This is a genomic window from Subtercola endophyticus (assembly GCF_021044565.1).
Classification (GTDB): domain Bacteria; phylum Actinomycetota; class Actinomycetes; order Actinomycetales; family Microbacteriaceae; genus Subtercola; species Subtercola endophyticus.
On the sequence record NZ_CP087997.1, the window covers coordinates 3635571 to 3651175 of the forward strand.

General features: G+C 67.1%; 15 protein-coding genes. 7 read left to right on the forward strand and 8 right to left on the reverse strand.

The annotated features are described in order from the left end of the window. Nucleotides 1–120 precede the first annotated feature (120 nt). The 4 genes from LQ955_RS16880 to LQ955_RS16895 are packed head-to-tail and all read left to right on the forward strand — an operon-like array spanning nt 121 to nt 3473. On the forward strand, nt 121–819 hold the full coding sequence (locus tag LQ955_RS16880) for a 3-oxoacid CoA-transferase subunit A (RefSeq protein ID WP_231025639.1): 699 nt from the start codon (nt 121–123) through the stop codon (nt 817–819). After that, entirely contained in the window at nt 809–1477 is a 669-nt protein-coding gene (locus tag LQ955_RS16885) for a 3-oxoacid CoA-transferase subunit B (protein ID WP_231025640.1), read from the forward strand. The genes LQ955_RS16880 and LQ955_RS16885 overlap by 11 nt, the downstream gene beginning before the upstream one ends. After that, nucleotides 1474–2649, forward strand: coding sequence for a thiolase family protein (locus LQ955_RS16890; protein WP_231025641.1), 1176 nt, complete (start codon nt 1474–1476; stop codon nt 2647–2649). Before LQ955_RS16885 ends, LQ955_RS16890 begins: the two co-directional genes overlap by 4 nt. A 29-nt stretch (nt 2650–2678) precedes the next feature. Further along, nucleotides 2679–3473, forward strand: a complete 795-nt coding sequence (locus LQ955_RS16895) for an IclR family transcriptional regulator domain-containing protein (RefSeq protein WP_231025642.1) — start codon at nt 2679–2681, stop codon at nt 3471–3473. 42 nt (nt 3474–3515) lie between these two features. Here the strand turns inward: LQ955_RS16895 and LQ955_RS16900 are convergent, their stop codons facing one another. The 3 genes from LQ955_RS16900 to LQ955_RS16910 are packed head-to-tail and all read right to left on the reverse strand — an operon-like array spanning nt 3516 to nt 7143. Continuing rightward, nucleotides 3516–4529, reverse strand: a complete 1014-nt coding sequence (locus tag LQ955_RS16900) for a phosphotriesterase family protein (RefSeq protein WP_231025643.1) — start codon at nt 4527–4529, stop codon at nt 3516–3518. After that, entirely contained in the window at nt 4526–6817 is a 2292-nt protein-coding gene (locus LQ955_RS16905; protein ID WP_231025644.1) for a N,N-dimethylformamidase beta subunit family domain-containing protein, read from the reverse strand. Before LQ955_RS16905 ends, LQ955_RS16900 begins: the two co-directional genes overlap by 4 nt. Continuing rightward, nucleotides 6814–7143, reverse strand: coding sequence for a hypothetical protein (locus tag LQ955_RS16910; RefSeq protein WP_231025645.1), 330 nt, complete (start codon nt 7141–7143; stop codon nt 6814–6816). Before LQ955_RS16910 ends, LQ955_RS16905 begins: the two co-directional genes overlap by 4 nt. A 68-nt stretch (nt 7144–7211) precedes the next feature. On the opposite strand from LQ955_RS16910, the gene LQ955_RS16915 reads away from it, so the two are divergent. Beyond that, nucleotides 7212–8237, forward strand: coding sequence for a phosphotriesterase family protein (locus LQ955_RS16915; protein ID WP_231025646.1), 1026 nt, complete (start codon nt 7212–7214; stop codon nt 8235–8237). 73 nt (nt 8238–8310) lie between these two features. Here LQ955_RS16915 and LQ955_RS16920 read toward each other — a convergent pair whose 3' ends face one another. Further along, a complete protein-coding gene (locus tag LQ955_RS16920) occupies nt 8311–8673 on the reverse strand; it encodes a cupin domain-containing protein (RefSeq protein WP_231025647.1) in 363 nt (120 codons plus the stop codon). A 139-nt stretch (nt 8674–8812) separates the two neighbouring features. Here LQ955_RS16920 and LQ955_RS16925 point away from each other — a divergent pair, with 139 nt between their 5' ends. Both LQ955_RS16925 and LQ955_RS16930 read left to right on the forward strand, forming a co-directional pair. Next, complete coding sequence (locus LQ955_RS16925; protein WP_231025648.1) at nt 8813–10150, forward strand: Rieske 2Fe-2S domain-containing protein; 1338 nt, start codon at nt 8813–8815, stop codon at nt 10148–10150. Then, entirely contained in the window at nt 10143–11681 is a 1539-nt protein-coding gene (locus tag LQ955_RS16930; protein WP_231025649.1) for a glutamine synthetase family protein, read from the forward strand. Before LQ955_RS16925 ends, LQ955_RS16930 begins: the two co-directional genes overlap by 8 nt. Before the next feature lie 43 nt (nt 11682–11724). Here LQ955_RS16930 and atzF read toward each other — a convergent pair whose 3' ends face one another. Genes atzF through LQ955_RS16950 form a run of 4 tightly spaced genes read right to left on the reverse strand, consistent with a single transcriptional unit; the run spans nt 11725 to nt 15603 of the window. Continuing rightward, nucleotides 11725–13452 (reverse strand): allophanate hydrolase, encoded by a 1728-nt coding sequence (gene atzF, locus LQ955_RS16935; RefSeq protein ID WP_231025650.1) that lies wholly within the window; start codon nt 13450–13452, stop codon nt 11725–11727. Next, nucleotides 13449–14090, reverse strand: a complete 642-nt coding sequence (locus LQ955_RS16940) for an urea amidolyase associated protein UAAP2 (RefSeq protein WP_231025651.1) — start codon at nt 14088–14090, stop codon at nt 13449–13451. Before LQ955_RS16940 ends, atzF begins: the two co-directional genes overlap by 4 nt. Further along, entirely contained in the window at nt 14087–14947 is an 861-nt protein-coding gene (locus LQ955_RS16945) for an urea amidolyase associated protein UAAP1 (protein WP_231025652.1), read from the reverse strand. The genes LQ955_RS16940 and LQ955_RS16945 overlap by 4 nt, the downstream gene beginning before the upstream one ends. Then, nucleotides 14944–15603 (reverse strand): cysteine hydrolase family protein, encoded by a 660-nt coding sequence (locus LQ955_RS16950; protein ID WP_231025653.1) that lies wholly within the window; start codon nt 15601–15603, stop codon nt 14944–14946. Before LQ955_RS16950 ends, LQ955_RS16945 begins: the two co-directional genes overlap by 4 nt. Nucleotides 15604–15605 lie beyond the last annotated feature (2 nt).

Below are 15605 nucleotides of genomic sequence, written 5' to 3' on the forward strand. Positions count from 1 at the left end.
CGTATGATCGAGATACGAACTTTGGTTCGAATGGCGAACATGAGCGAGAGGGTGCGAACGGGCATCCGCTGCCGGGCGAACAGACCAACAGATGAACGGGCGAGAGGGCGAAGGAGCGCGATGATCTCGAAGATCAGCGAGAGTGCGGCGGCGGCGCTCGCCGACATTGCCGACGGGGCGACCATCATGATCGGCGGGTTCGGTCTTGCCGGCCAGCCCGTTCAGCTCATCGACGCTCTGCTCGAGCAGGGGGCGAGCGACCTGACCGTGGTGAGCAACAACGCGGGCAACGGCGATACGGGGCTTGCCGCGCTGATCGGCTCGAAGCGCGTGAAGAAGATCATCTGCTCGTTTCCGCGGCAAGTCGATTCGTACATCTTCGACGGGCTGTACCGCGCGGGCGAGATCGAGCTCGAACTGGTGCCGCAGGGTAACCTCGCCGAGCGCATCCGGGCTGCGGGCGCCGGCATCGGGGCGTTCTTCACGCCGACCGGATTCGGCACCACCCTCGCCGAGGGCAAAGAGACGCGGGTCATCGACGGGCGCGACTATGTGCTCGAGCATCCGATCTTCGCCGACTTCGCGCTCATCAGCGCCTACCGCGCCGACCGGCTCGGCAACCTGACCTACCGCAAGACCTCCCGCAACTTCGGCCCCATCATGGCCAGCGCCGCCGCCGTGAGCGTGGCGCAGGTCGACCGCATCGTGCCGCTCGGCGACCTCGACCCCGAAGCGGTCGTCACACCCGGCATCTTCGTGAACCGCGTCGTCGAAACGGGCGACCGCTTCGAGAGAGAGGAATGGGCCGATGTCCGGTAACTCCTGGAGCCGCGCCGAGATCGCGGAACGCCTCGCCCAAGACATTCCCGACGGGGCATATATGAATCTGGGCATCGGATTGCCCACGCTCGTCTCGAACTATCTGCCGAGCGATCGCGAGATCATTTTGCACACCGAGAACGGGATGCTCGGCATGGGCCCCGAGGCCGCAGCCGGCCACATCGACCCCGACCTCGTCAACGCCGGCAAGATTCCGGTCACCGAGCTGCCCGGCGCCTCGTACTTTCACCACGGAGACTCCTTCGGCATGATGCGCGGCGGCCACCTCGACGTGTGTGTGCTCGGGGCGTTCCAGGTGTCGCAGACCGGCGACCTCGCCAACTGGAGCACGGGCGCGCCCGATGCTATTCCGGCGGTCGGCGGCGCGATGGATCTCGCTATCGGCGCCAAGAGCGTCTACGTGATGATGGAGCTCGCGTCGAAGAGCGGCGCCTCGAAGCTCGTCGACGTGTGCACCTACCCGGTGACCGGCATCGGCTGCGTCACGCGCCTCTACACCGACCGGGCCATCTTCGACCTCGGCCCCGACGGAGCGACGGTCATCGAGCTGGTCGGCGACACGACCGTCGACGAATTGCGCGAGCTCACGGGCCTCGCGCTCAGTACTTCGCTCGCTAGCCTGAAAGGCGCATCATGACCGGCAGTTTCATCTTTGACGGCATTCGTACTCCCATCGGTCGTTTCGGTAAGTCGTTGGCTGGGGTGCGGCCGGATGATCTGGCCGCTCATGTGGTGAAATCGCTCGTTGAGCGCCACGCAGACCTCGACCCGGCGAGGATCGACGACGTTATCTTCGGTGACGCGAACGCGGCCGGTGAAGATAACCGTGACGTGGCGCGGATGGCGTCTCTGCTCGCGGGGCTGCCCACATCCGTTCCCGGTGTCACCGTGAACCGGCTGTGCGGCTCGGGGCTCGAGTCGGCGATTCAGGCTTCGCGGGCGGTTGAGGTCGGTGATGCCGATCTGATTCTGGCGGGCGGTGTGGAGTCGATGAGTCGTGCGCCGTGGGTGTTGTTGAAGCCCGAGCGTGCGTATCCTGCGGGTTCGGAGACGTTGCACTCGACCACGTTGGGCTGGCGGATGATCAACCCGAACATGCCCGCCGAATGGACCGTACCGCTCGGTGAGACGGCGGAGATTCTCGCGGACCGGTACAGCATCAGTCGTGAGCAGCAAGACGCGTTCGCGGTGCGTTCGCATCAGCGTGCGGCGGCGGCGTGGGATGCCGGTGTGTACGACGACGAGATCGTCACCGTGCCCGGTACGACGCTGACCCGTGACGAGGGGATCCGTGCCGATGCGTCGTTGGAGGCTCTCGCGGGGCTGAAGCCGGCGTTCCGGCCGGCGGATGTCGGCACCGTGACGGCAGGCAACTCGTCGCCGTTGAACGATGGTGCGGCGGCGATGTTCATTGGTGCGGAGGGTGCGCTCGAGGGTGAACCGTTGGCGCGGATCGTGTCGCGGGCGGTCGCGGGCAATGATCCGAACATTTTCGGTATCGCACCCGTCGAGGCGGCGAACAAGGCGCTCGCCCGGGCGGGTAAGACGTGGGCCGATGTCGATGTGGTGGAGTTGAATGAGGCGTTCGCGGCGCAGTCGTTGGCGTGCCTGCAGTTGTGGCCGGAGCTCGACCCCGAGATTGTGAACATCGACGGTGGGGCTATTGCTATCGGGCATCCGCTTGGCGCGTCGGGCGCACGTATTCTGTTGCACCTCGCTCGTGCGCTCGAGCGCCGTGGCGGTGGGGTCGGGGTGGCCGCGATCTGCATCGGCGTGGGCCAGGGCCTCGCCGTGGTGCTCGAACGCTGAGCATGCGCCCCTGCCGTTAGCATGAAGCCGTGACGCCCGCCGAGATCGACCCGCCCGAGCCGAGCGACCAATACGTGCAGTCACTCGTTCGCGGGCTCAGCGTGATCCGGGTGTTCGACGCCGATCACGCCGAGATGACTCTGTCAGAGATCGCGGCGCTCACGAAGCTGACCCGGGCCACCGCACGCCGCTTTCTGCTGACGCTGGTCGAGGTCGGCTACATGCAGACGGATGGTCGGTTGTTCTCGTTGACGCCGAGAGTGCTCGAGCTGGGCTTCAGCTATTTGTCGGCGCTCGGACTGCCCGAGATTGCGCAACCCTCCCTCGAACAGCTCTCGCGCACGACCGGCGAATCGAGTTCGGCGTCGGTGCTCGACGGCGACGACATCGTCTACGTGGCCCGCGTCGCCGTGCGGCGCATCATGAGCGTCTCGATCAGCGTCGGCACCCGCTTTCCGGCGTACACGACCTCGATGGGGCGCGTGCTGCTGGCCGGTCTGGCACCGGATGCCCTGCAGCAGCACCTCGACTCTCTGGTGTTCGAGGCGAAGACCCCGCACTCGGTTCGCGACCGAGCCACCCTCGAGGCGCAGCTCGCCGAGGTGCATTCGCAGGGGTATGCCATCATCGACCAGGAACTCGAGCTCGGGCTGCGCTCCATTGCGGTGCCGGTGACCTCGGCCGGCACCACAGTGGCGGCGGTGAACGTGTCGGTCTCGGCGGGAACCTTCACGGTCGAGCAGATGCGTGAACGCCTGCTGCCGCCGTTGCTCCGAGCCGCAGGCGATATCGGCGCCGGGCTTGACGTCGCCTCTCGGCGCTAGATCCTCGCCGTTAGTTCCTCGCCGCTAGTTACCAGCCGGTTGCTACTCGCCGAACAGCACCCGCCGCGGGTTGTCGGTGTGAATGTGGTGCAGCACCTCCGCGTCGATGCCGGCGGCCACGGCGCGCTCGGCGAACTCCTCGAAGACGAAGGTGAGCCCCGGGCCGCCGAGCGCGGCCTGCTGGTGGCGCTCGCTGACATCGTTCGAGAGCAGCAGCTTGTCGGCGTATCCGAGGTCGACGAGCGTCTTGAAGTAGTCCACACGCCGCTGCAATTCGTGCTCGGCGACGTGGCCACCCGCTTTGCAGGCCATCATGCAGTCGTACTGAACGTAGACGCCGCGGCGCAGCAGATCGATGGAGTACTCGACGTTCTTCACCGTGTCGGAGTGCCCGACCACGATGCGCTCGGGCTCGACTCCTTCGGCGGTGAGAATGTCGATCTGCGCCTCGCCCGTGGCGAAGGTCGGGGCGTGGGTCGACACCATGCGGCCGGTCTCGCGGGCGGCGCGGCCCGCGGCGCGAAACGATCGCTCTTCCTGAGCGGTGATGTACGGCAGGTTCGAGGCGATCTCGCCCAGAAAACCAGCGCGGATGCCCGTTCCCGGTATCTCGTCGAGAATGTCGGCGATCAGAAAGTCGGCCATCTCGCTCGTCGAGGTTCGGTCGAACCATGCGGTGTCGAAGTAATCGCAGAAGTAGTGGCCCGTGCCGAGCACCACGTTCACTCCCGTGGCCCGCGAGAGTTCGGCGGTGGCGAGCACGTTGGCCACCGAGCGAGAGCCGGTCACCGGGTTCTGCCGAAGCTGCGCCTGATCTTTCGTGTAGTAGATCGGTGCCGCGAAGTTGCTCAGCTCGCCGTTGGTCATGTCGAAGAGGGTGCTGCCCCCCGCCTCGGCGAAGCGGCGCAGATCTGCCTCACGCTCCTGCCACACCGTCATGTACCCGCCGCGGGACTCGGTCGGCGTCATGTTGATGAACACGTGTTCGTGCGTCAGCGTCACACCCAGGTCTGCCGGAGCGAGGGGCCCGGTCGCCGATTCGATGTCGATGCTCACGGGGCCAGCACCTCGCCGCCCGAGACGAAACGGTCGAACACATTGCCGAGCAACACCGAGACGTCGTTGCCGTAGTTCTCGTTGACGAGTGATCCGGCGAAGGCGATGGAGCCCACCGAGAACACCGCGCCGCCATTCTCGCGCGGCACGAGCACCAGGTCGGAATGCACCTTGGGGTTACGGCGCCCACCGAGCACCCGGCTGGTCATGTTGAAGTTCTCGCGCGCCTCGAGCACGTCGTCGGAGTGTCCGACAGAGGTCGCGAGCACCACGGCATCGTCGGCGGTGCCGTGCAACGGATTCGCCGCGTCGATCTCGAGCCCTGCCGCGCCACCGGAGGTTCCGTAGGCGCCGAAGTCGCGGTTGTGCACCCCGTCGAAGACCCACGCTGCGGGCGAGGTCTCGTCGACGAGCATCCGGTACCCGGCAGAGCCCGAGGTCTTGCCGGCCGCGACGAAGCCGACGCCGAAGGTCTTCTGCGGTGGGCGGCCACCGAAGCGCCAGATTCCGCCCTGCTGGCCGGTGAAGCTGAGGTGGTATTCGCCGGCGGGGGCAAGCCAAGCCTGCGTGCCGCCCCAGCGGCGGATCTCGACGACCTGCTCGTCTTCGGGGTCGAACCCGGTGACCCAGTACATGCCGTTGCCGCCCATGTACATGACCCGGCCGCCGCCAGCGACGTAGGTCTCGTAGGCCTCGAGAATCTGCCGAGATGCATACTCGGGGTGGGTACCGGTCAAGACCGTCTTGTAACGCGACAGCAGCTCGGCCCCCTCGCGGTGCAGGTCGAGATCGGTCACGATGTCGACGGTACGACCGGTGGCGTCGAGCCAGTCGATCAGCTGCAGGTCGCCGGTGAACTGCCAGACGGGCCCGTCGTGGTTGTAGACGGTCGCGCGCATGGTGAGAATCGGCCGGCGCCAGCTCGAGAAGCAGACCCCGTGACCGTCGGAGTGGCCCTCGTACATCGAGAGGCCGAGCTCGCGGTGCGAGTTGCGGTACATCCACCACTTGTCCATCACCGGCACGGCCTGGTCCCACACCTGGGTGCGCGGGCTGTCGACGCCGACGTGGTCGTTCGCGTAGGCGAGGTACGAGTTCGTCGGCAGCACGAGCACGGCGTCGTTGGTCGTCACGCCGAGCGGCGGGCGCACGATGAGCGGAACACGGTCTTCGAGTCCGTCGTTGTCGCGCAGCACTAGGGCGTACACGCCACTGGGCAGATCGTCGGGTACGACGAACGACGCTTGAGACTCCCAGCCGCAGTCGGTCATGTCGGTGCGGTGAAAGTGGATGGCCGAGTACTGATCGGGCACGTAGCGAAAGTCGAACGTGTCGCCGTTCCAGCTCGAGCCGATGACCCCGCGTGTCGGGTGGTTGACGCTGGTGCCGTGGCGCTCGTTGCCGCTCACGTCGTGAATGTGGCTGGGCTTGCTGACCCCGGCGTGGGTGATCTCGTTCGCCAGGTTCCACGCGGCGACGACCTTCGGATGCCCGGTCAGCTCGGCCACGGACTCCGTGCTCGAGGCTCCGGCGGTCGTCGGTACGGCCGCCGCCACCAGCACCGGGTTCTCGATGACGCCGTCGAGGCTGTCTTGCGGAAACCGGCCTTCGGCCAGCCACGACGCGCCCCAGAGCAGGGGTGCGTCGAGAGCCCAGGCCGGTTCGCCGTCGAAGAGATTCGTCACCGACGGAATGGCCGGCACGCCGGAGACAACTCGGTTGCTCTCGAAGGTGCCGGCGGGGTCGACCACGAGGGCGACAGTGGATGCCACGGGGTCGACGGTCGCGCGGGCGGTGTACCAGCATCCATTGGTCAGCAGCACCGTCGTGGTGGCCGTGACCAGACCCGCCGACGTCGCCAGAGTGAATTCGAGAGCGCCCGCCGGAGTGATGCCGAGCGACCAGCCCGCATCGCCCGAGTCGGAGCGCTGGGCGAGCAGGGTCTGGGCCTCGTGCCCGACATAGGTGGGCATGAAGGTGAGCGCGAGGGTGAGGCCGTCGGAGTAGTCGTCGTTCGGCGAGGCCGGTACGTTCACGTACGAGCCGACCGCGCTGGGCTGGTCGAGAGCGACGCCAGAGAGCTGGCCGAAGCCGTCGACGAGCTGCTCACGGCGTTCGACGCCCGCACTCGGAATCTCGAGAGCGTAGAGGCGCACGAGGTCGGCGGTCCAGGTCTCACCCGTCGCACTCACAAAGAGCTGCACGGTGTCCCCGGGTTTAGCCGACACGACGTCGGTGTAGCCCATCAGGCCGCTGGGAACGAGGATCTCGCTTTCGGGGGAGCTCATGCGAGGGCACCATAGTCTTTCAGTCGAAGGCGGAAGACGGCGTGTTCGGCTTCGCCGCGGGTGGCGTAGACCGTCGCCGGGTAAAGCAGCACGGGGGAGCCGCCGGGCTCGTCGACGCGTGTGCCGAGCAGAAAGCCGTCGGCGGTTTCGAGAACGATGTACCGCGGCAACTCGCTGTCGGGGCTGCGGCGCAGAAAGTCGAGCACCTCGACCATGTCGGGCGACTGCGGGCCGAACGGCCGCTGTCGTTGCTCCTCGAGAAGTTCGTCGGTCACGAGTGGTTTCACTCGATTCTCGAGAATGTACTTGTCGTTTTCAGAGAGCACTGCTTATCTCCACCGGGTCTGCGGATCCTGCTCGGCTAGCAGGATCCATTCGAGTATATATTGGATCCATGATTGAAACTGTGCTCGGCCCGATTCCTGGCCACTCGCTCGGGGTGACTTCGATGCACGACCATGTGCTGGCGGACTCGTCGCGGTTGCAGCGTGCCGGTACGCTGCCGGCCCCCGCCGATGAGCGGGTCACCATGCAGAACCTCGGCTACCTGCGCTGGAACCAGCTCGCCTTCGCAGACAACCTGCGTCTCGACGATGTGCAGATCGCGATCGATGAGTTCGGCGGCGCGGTCGCTGTCGGGCAGCAGGCCGTCGTCGATTCGACCTGCTGGGGGCTCGGGCCCGATCATGCCGGGCTGCCGGCGATTGCACGGGCGTCGGGGATGACGATCGTGAGTTCGTACGGTGCGTACATTCCGCGAACGTTACCACCGCACATCGCCGCAATGAGCGAGAAGGAACTCGAGGCCGATCTTCTGGCGGCACTCACCGATCATGTGCCAGGAACGAATTTTAAGGCCGGCATCATCGGCATCATGGGTACAAGCGGCACGGTGGCCGACGACGAGAAAGCGCAGCTGAGGGCGGCCGCCCGTGCGGCGCTGCACGCTGGTGCAGCGGTGACCGTTCGGCTCGATCAGCACGAACGGCCGGGGATCGACGTGCTCGACCTCCTCGCGGCCGAGGGTCTCGACGCGTCGCGTGTGGTCTTCACGAACGCAGACGAATTCATGGATGCCGAGTACTGGACCGCATTGAGCGCCGCAGGGGCGGTGCTCGAGATGTGCTTCGGCACCGAGGCGGGGCAGCGGGGGCGTGTTGAGAACCCCTCTGACCACGAGCGCATCGACTTCTTCGTGGACTTCGTCGGCGGGCATCCGCTGAGCAGACACACGCTGGGCGGCTCGAACTGGACCAAGACCCAGCAGCGACACTATGGCGGCTACGGCAACGAGCACCTTCTGGCGCGCATCGTGCCGGAGCTGGCCGACCGGGGAGTCTCGCGCGAGCGGCTCGACCAGATGCTCGTGGGTGAGCCCCGGCTGCTGCTCGACCGCGATGCGGTGCTGGCCGCCGGCTGAGACGAGGGCCGGGTCGAAGGCTCGGTCGAAAGCCCGGTCGGCGGCCAGCGCGGCGGCCAGTTCGGCAGCATCGTCAGGGCTTGTAGACGACGTACACCTTGCGCAGGGTTTCGTGAATGGTCCACACGCCCTTCCAGCCCACGGGGAAGTAGGCGGCGGTGCCCGCCACGATTTCGGCCGGCTCTCCGCCGTCTTCGAGCGCGGTCATGTGCCCCGACACGACGTGGATGATCTCGCCGCGGTTCGAGAAGTCCCAGCGGGAGACGCCGGGCTCGCACTCCCAGATGCCCGAGATGATCTTCTTGTCGTCGGTGGTGAACTCGACTTTGCTGCGCACGAGAATGTCGCCGCTGAGCGGTTCGGCGCCGGGCAGGGCGAGCAATCGTTCGGCGAGATCGGCGGCGGGCGTCTGAGCGGGGTCGTAGGTGAGCGTCATAAGAAAATCTCCAACCAGTTGGTGGATCCGAGCGAAGAGATTTCGGATCCAGATTCCTCGAATGTGGCTACAACCGCATCCGTATGACAAGATTGTATCCAAGAACCACTACTTTGGATTCACTTGCTGGAGGCTTGACGTGCTGAGACCTGAAGAGAACGACCTTCTGACCCAGACAGGCCCGGGAACACCGCTCGGGCAGATGATGCGCGCCTATTGGCAGCCCGTCGCCCTCGTATCGGAGATGCCCGAAGAGCGCCCGGTGAAGGCCGTGCGCATCATGAGCGAAGACCTGGTGCTGTTCAAGCGCGAGGGTGGCTGGGCGCTGACGAGCCGGTTCTGCGCGCATCGCGGGGTCGACCTGTCGTACGGCCGCCTCGAAGACGGCGGCCTGCGCTGCCTCTACCACGGCTGGTTGTACGGGCCCGATGGCCGGTGCAAAGAGCAGCCCGCCGAGCCGCCGCACAGCAAGTTCATCGACAAGATCCGCATTTCGTCGTACACCTGCGAAGAGCGCAACGGCATCATCTTCGCCTACCTCGGCGCCGGCGACCCGCCGCCCTTTCCCGCTTTCGACTGCTTCGACGCGCCCGACGAATACACCTTCGCCTTCAAGGGCCTCTGGGAGTGCAACTGGCTGCAGGGCGTCGAGGGCGGAATCGACCCGTCGCACGTGTCGTTTTTGCACCGCTTCATTCAAGAAGACCCCCGCGAGGTCTACGGCCAGCAGTTCAGCGAAGAGGTCGAGGGCACCGGCAAGAAGCTGTCGATGCTCGTCGGCGAGAGCTACCGGCCCGACATCGAGGTCGAGAGTGCAGAGCACGGCTTGCGCGTCTTCGCCATTCGCCAGCTCACCGAACAGATGAAGCACGTTCGGGTCACCAACCTGATGTTCCCCAATGCGTTCGTGGTGCCGTTCGGCAACACGAAGGTGTTCACGCAGTGGCACGTTCCGATCGACGACAACAACCACTACTGGTTCATGGTGCTCTACGACTTCGCCGAGAAGACCGACAAAGAGACGCTGCTCGCCCAGCGCATCTCCGAGGTCACGCTGCCCGATTACCGCCCGATTCGCAATCGCTCGAACAACTGGGGCTTCGACGCCACCGAGCAGAAGGAGCTCACCTTCACGGGTATGGGCCTCGACATCAACGTGCACGACCAGTGGGCTGTCGAGAGCATGGGCCCGATCCAAGACCGCACGGTCGAGCGCCTCGGCGTGAGCGACCGCGCCGTGACGGCGAACCGCCGCCTGCTGCTGAGGGCGCTCGAACAGTTCGAAGCGGGCAACCCGCTGCCCGCGCATCCGATCGACGACGTGCAGGCGAAGAGCTTCGTCGGCCCGCTCGCCGTCGACACGATCGCGCCCACCGAGGGCTGGCAGGAGCACTGGCGGCTGAAGGAGCAGGAGCGCCGCGCCGCGTCGCCGTGGGCCGCCCAGTCGTCGACCGAAGTGGAGTCTGTCGATGCGTAACGTGGATGAACGGGCCGTCGCCGAGGGCGGCGGGGGCATCACCGCGCGGCCCATGCTCGCCTCTGAGCGAGGGGGCTTCATCGACCGGCACGACCTGTGGAGCGAGGCCCAGTATGCCGCCGCCGGCCAGTTGCGCCGCGTGGTCGACGAGGTCGGCATCGAGCTCATTCGCATCTCGTTCGTCGACCAGCACGGGGTGCTGCGCGGCAAGACCGTGACGCGGGATGCCCTGCCGGGCGCCCTGCGATCGGGTATCACCGCACCGTCGTCACTGCTGCTGAAAGACTCGTCGGGCAAGTCGGCGTACGCCGTGTTCGAGGCCGACCCCGGTGTGGGAACCCGCGGCTTCGCCGGCGCCGGAGACATCGTTCTCGTGCCAGACCCCACCACGTTCCGCGTCGTGCCGTGGGCTCCCAAAACGGCGTCGCTGCTGTGCGACCTGCGGTTTCCCGACGGCTCAGAGGTGCCGTACTGCACGCGGAGCATTCTGCGTCGCGCCGTCGACGTGCTGGCCGAGGAGGGGTACGCCCTCACCGTGGGTGCAGAACTCGAGTTCCACGTCTTTCGGGCCGTGGATGTCGGTGTGCAGCCCGGGCAGATCGGCAAGCCGGGGGCACCCGGCGAGGCGCCCACCGTGGCCCCGGTGTCGCCGGGCTCGCAGTTGCTGCACGAAGAGACGCTCGACAGCCTCGACGACCTCGTGCAGGCGCTGAACCACAACCTGAATCTGCTCGACCTGCCGTTGCGCTCGATCGAGCTCGAATTCGGGCCCAACCAGCTCGAGATCACCATGGCGCCGGGGGATGCCCGCGAGGTCGCCGATGCGGTCGTGCTGGCCCGCACGGCCATCCGTCAGGTCTGTCGTCGTCTGGGGTATCACGCCACCTTCATGTCGAGGCCCCAGGGTGCCGAAACGGCCTCTGTCGGATGGCACTTGCACCAGTCGCTCACCTCGACCGAGACCGGGGCGTCGGTGTTTCCGCCCTCGGAGGCGGCCTACGACGAGCACGGTCGAGTGCTTTCGGAGACCGGCCTGTTCTATCTGGCCGGTCTGCTCGAGCACGCCCACGCCACGGCACCGTTCACGACTCCGACCGTCAACGGCTACAAGAGATACCAGCCGTTCTCGCTCGCACCCGACCGGGTGGTGTGGGGCATCGACAACAAGGGCGCCATGATTCGGGCCATCGGCCGGCCGGGCGACGCGGCTTCTCGCCTCGAGAACCGGTCGGGAGAACCCGCAGCGAACCCGTACCTCTATATCGCCTCGCAGATCGCGGCCGGGCTCGACGGAATCAATCGCCAGCTCGAACCCGCCGCGGCATCCGAGAACCCGTATTCGTCCGACGCCGTTCGGCTGCCGCGAACGCTCGGGGTCGCACTCGACGCGCTCGAAGGCGACTCGTACCTGCGTTCGTTCTTCGGCGCGGATGTGATCCAGTGGTATCTGACGCTCAAGCGCAGCGAGTTCGACCGCTACCAGGCGGCCGTGACCGACTGGGAGCAGCGCGAGTACTTCACCATGATGTGAGCGCGGCGTGCCGGCGCCGGCGCTCGCCGGCGCGCGGGCGATGTTATGCGCCGCGTCGCTTCCAATCACCAGAAGCGATGACCGGCTTGCCGACGGTCGCCTGCTGCTCGCAGAGGTAGCCGAGCACCTCGGCACCATCGTCGAGCGTGACCCAGCCGAATCCGAGCGGAGGCCGGCTCTCGGCCAGCAGCGTGGCGATCGCGGTTTCGGGAACACGCCAGAGCTCGCCGGTCACCACGGAGTCTCCGCCGTCTTTGACCATGCCGGGTCGGTGCAGGGCGTCTTCGAGATCGAAGAGTGTATAGCCGGGGGCGGTGCGTCTGACTCCGGCAGAGACAGCGCCCAGCCGGGTCAGCCGGCCGTTCGCCGGCATACCGGAACGGTGCGCGCCGACCACGAACAGCTCGCGCCCGCGGGTGACGCGGAGCGCAGCTCCGGCCCCGACCCCGACCCCGACCACGGCCTGCAGGTCGCGGGCGACGTCGAACGCTACCCGGTCGGCGAATTCGCGAGCCAACACCATCGCGCCGACGTTCTCTGCGGGCTCGCCCGAATCGATCGGAATCGCCGCTGCGGGGTAACCGAACAGGTTGCAGAAGTTCGTGAACGATCCCAGCCGGGAGTTCACGGCGATCGGTGCCGCGGCGACTTCGGCGAGGGTCGGGTGGTGTGTCGTGGTGGGCAGGAACAACACGTCGGCTTCGCCGAACGCCGCCTGGGCCTCGGCCCGCAATCCGCGGAGGGTCTCGATGTCACCGGCCAGCCGGTGGGCCGGCAGGTCGCCGGCGCCGCGGATGATCGACGCGACGATCTCGTCGGTCTCGCCCGGGTGCGCCTCAACGAACGCACCGACCGCTGTGTAGCGTTCCGCGACAAAGGCGCCGTCGTAGAGCAGCCGGGCCGCTTCGAGAAACGGCGTGAGGTCGATCTCGACCACCCGGTAGCCCGGGTCGTCGCGCAGCCGTGAAACCGCGAGATCGAACGCCGTGCGCCAGAGCTCACTGAGGGCCACCAGATCGGCCGCCCGGGGAACGGCCACGACGACGGGGGTCTGCGCCGCTCCGAGGGGGGCCCACTCGGGAAAAGCGCGACTGAACGGATCCGCCGCATCGGGTCCGGCCATCACGTCGAGCACCAATGAGGCGAGGTCGAAGGAGGTGCTGAAGACGGTCGGGCAGTCCAGGCTGCGGCACGCCGGCACAACCCCGGTCGTCGGAACGATTCCGGTGCTCGCCTTGAGACCGACGATGCCCTGCAGGGCCGCGGGAACCCGGCCCGACCCGGCCGTGTCGGTGCCGAGCGCGAAGTCGACGAGCCCGAGAGCCACGGCGACGGCCGATCCCGACGACGAGCCGCCCGAAATGCGATCCGGATGCACGGCAGAGCGAACCGCGCCGTAGGGGCTGCGGGTTCCGACCAATCCGGTGGCGAACTGGTCGAGGTTGGTCTTGCCCATGACCACCGCGCCTGCGGCGCGCAGCCGGGCGACCACCGTCGCGTCAGCGGCGGGCGAGAAGGCGAAGGCCGGGCATCCTGCTGTCGTCGCAAGACCGGCGACGTCGATGTTGTCTTTCACCGCGAAGAGCAGACCGGCAAGCGGCAGGCGCTCTCCGGCCTCGACCCGAGCGATCTGGCGCGATATCTCCGCCTGAACCTCGGCTTCTGGGCGCAGCGAGATGAAGATCTCCGGGCGATCGGCGGCGGCTATTCGGGCGTAGGCGACAGCGACATGGTGCTGCAGGGCCCCGCCCAATGCGCTGCGTCTGTTCACGAGCCGGCGGTGACGATGATACGCACCGGAGTCGGATCGAACCCGTTGCACGGATTGTTGATCTGCGGGCAGTTCGAGATGAGCACCAGCACGTCGCGCTCGGCGCGCAGCGTCAGGCTCTTTCCGGGCGCCGAGAGCCCGTCGACGATGCCGAGTTCGCCGTTCGGTTCGACGGGAACGTTCATGTACCAGTTGATGTTGCTGACCAGGTCGCGTTTGCCGAGGCCCCATCGTGCCCCCTCGGCGAGAAAGTTCTCGACGCAGGCATGCTGCGGAACGGTGTGATGCCCGTACCGCAGCGAGTTGGACTCCTTGCTGCACGCGCCGCCGATGGTGTCGTGGCGCCCCACCTCGTCGTGCGTCACGGTCATCAGCGGTGCCGAGGCGTTGTCGAGCAGAACCGAGCCGGTGGTCAGGAAGATGTTGCCCTGCCCGGCGATCGTCTCGGCGGCTCCATAACGCAGCGCCGCGTCGTGAGCGTCGTAGACCAAGAAGTCGACGGCCTGGTTACCCTCGAGATCGATGATGGTCAGCGACGACCCGGCCGTGACATGAGCCGAGTACGGCGCTCGTGCGGCGACGGTACGGTCATCCAGCACCGTCGCGGAGGCCAGTCGCGCTGGCAGATCGTCGTTCATCGAAGGCCTCCTCTGGCACCGAGATAGTCGAGAGTGTTCGCGTAGGCGCGGGCTGCCTCGGGGGCGGTTTCGGCGACGGCGGAGAGATCGTCGTAACCGACGGCTGAGCCGGCCCAGGCTCGCACTTTGACAGGTGAATTCGAATACAGCTCGCGGCCGTCGAGCGGATGAGCGGCGTTGGCGATGAGCGCCACGACCGGCAGCTCGATTTGCAGTTGTACGCGTGCACCCGCTCCGGCCGATCCGGTGAAGCGCACCGTGCCGTCGGGGTCGACGGTCGTGCCCTGAAAGAACGTGACCCCGGTGTGGATGTCGCGGGGCTGCAGCCCGTGCTTGGCGGCCGCGAGAATGAGCAGCTCCCGCCCCGCCGGGGTGGCGCTCTGCGCGGCGCCATCGCCGTAGCGCCGGGTATTGCCCCGCAGGGTGGAGGCGCCGGCGAAGGCATCGTGATGGCCCGAGGTGTCGGCGACGATGGTCGCCAGCGCCCGCCCGCGGTCGGAGAGCAGCACGCTGCCCGCGGCGAGGTACGCCTGCCACTGCACCTTGAGGGTGTCGGCCACGTTGAGGCGCTCGCTCGTCTCGTCGCGGTTGAAAAGCAGCAGATGCGCAGCCGCATCGCCGTCGAGATCGGTCAGCTCGAGCACGGTGCCGCGGTCGAGCACGGCGGTGGTGTAGTTGCCGGCCGCGACGGTTTCGGCGAGCATCCGGTCACCCGGTGCGATAGCGGCGGCCCAGTCGGGTGCCCGTCGCGCCGGAACGGTGGGCATCTCGTCGGCGACGGTGCCGCCCTGCGCCCGAGCATGCAGCCGGGCGCCGGCGGGCGACGACGTGCTGCTGGCCGGCTGCGCGGTCGTCACGCGCCGGCCCCGGCGGGAGTGCTGAGTGCGGCCGGTGCGGCGAGCACGGCCGGTGCCGGTGCCGGCAGCGTGTCGAGCCACTCGTTGACGCCGTCGCTGGTCACCAGCGCATCGCGCTGCAGGTACTCGATGGCCTCGAGGGCCGCGGTGTGCGCGCGCTCCGAGGAGCCGCCGACACAGTCTGCGATGACACGCACGCGGTAATCGTGCTGGTGGGCATCCACGGCCGTGTAGTGGATGCAGACGTCGGTCAGCCCGCCGACGAGCAGCAGAGTGTCGGCCTTGTAGGCCTTCAGTACGATCTCGAGTTCTGTACCGAAGAAGGCCGAGTAGCGACGCTTGCGAATGACGAATTCGCTCGGCCGGGGTGCGAGCCACGGGGCGAGTTCGGTCTCGTTCCAGCCTTCGATGCAGTGCGGGCCCTCGGCGCCGTCGAGTTCGCGGCCGATGTCGATGAGGTCGGGCTTGTGCACTTCTTGAATGAAGACGACGGGCACCCCCAGCTCGCGGCACCGTGCGATGAGCGCCGCGACCTTGGGGCGACGGCCCTCCCGGCCCGACATGTGTGGAATCTCGGTGCGCGACTCGTCGAGGGGCGTACTGCCGCCCTGAATGTCGACGACGATGAGAACGGGGGTGCCGACGATGTCGATCATGA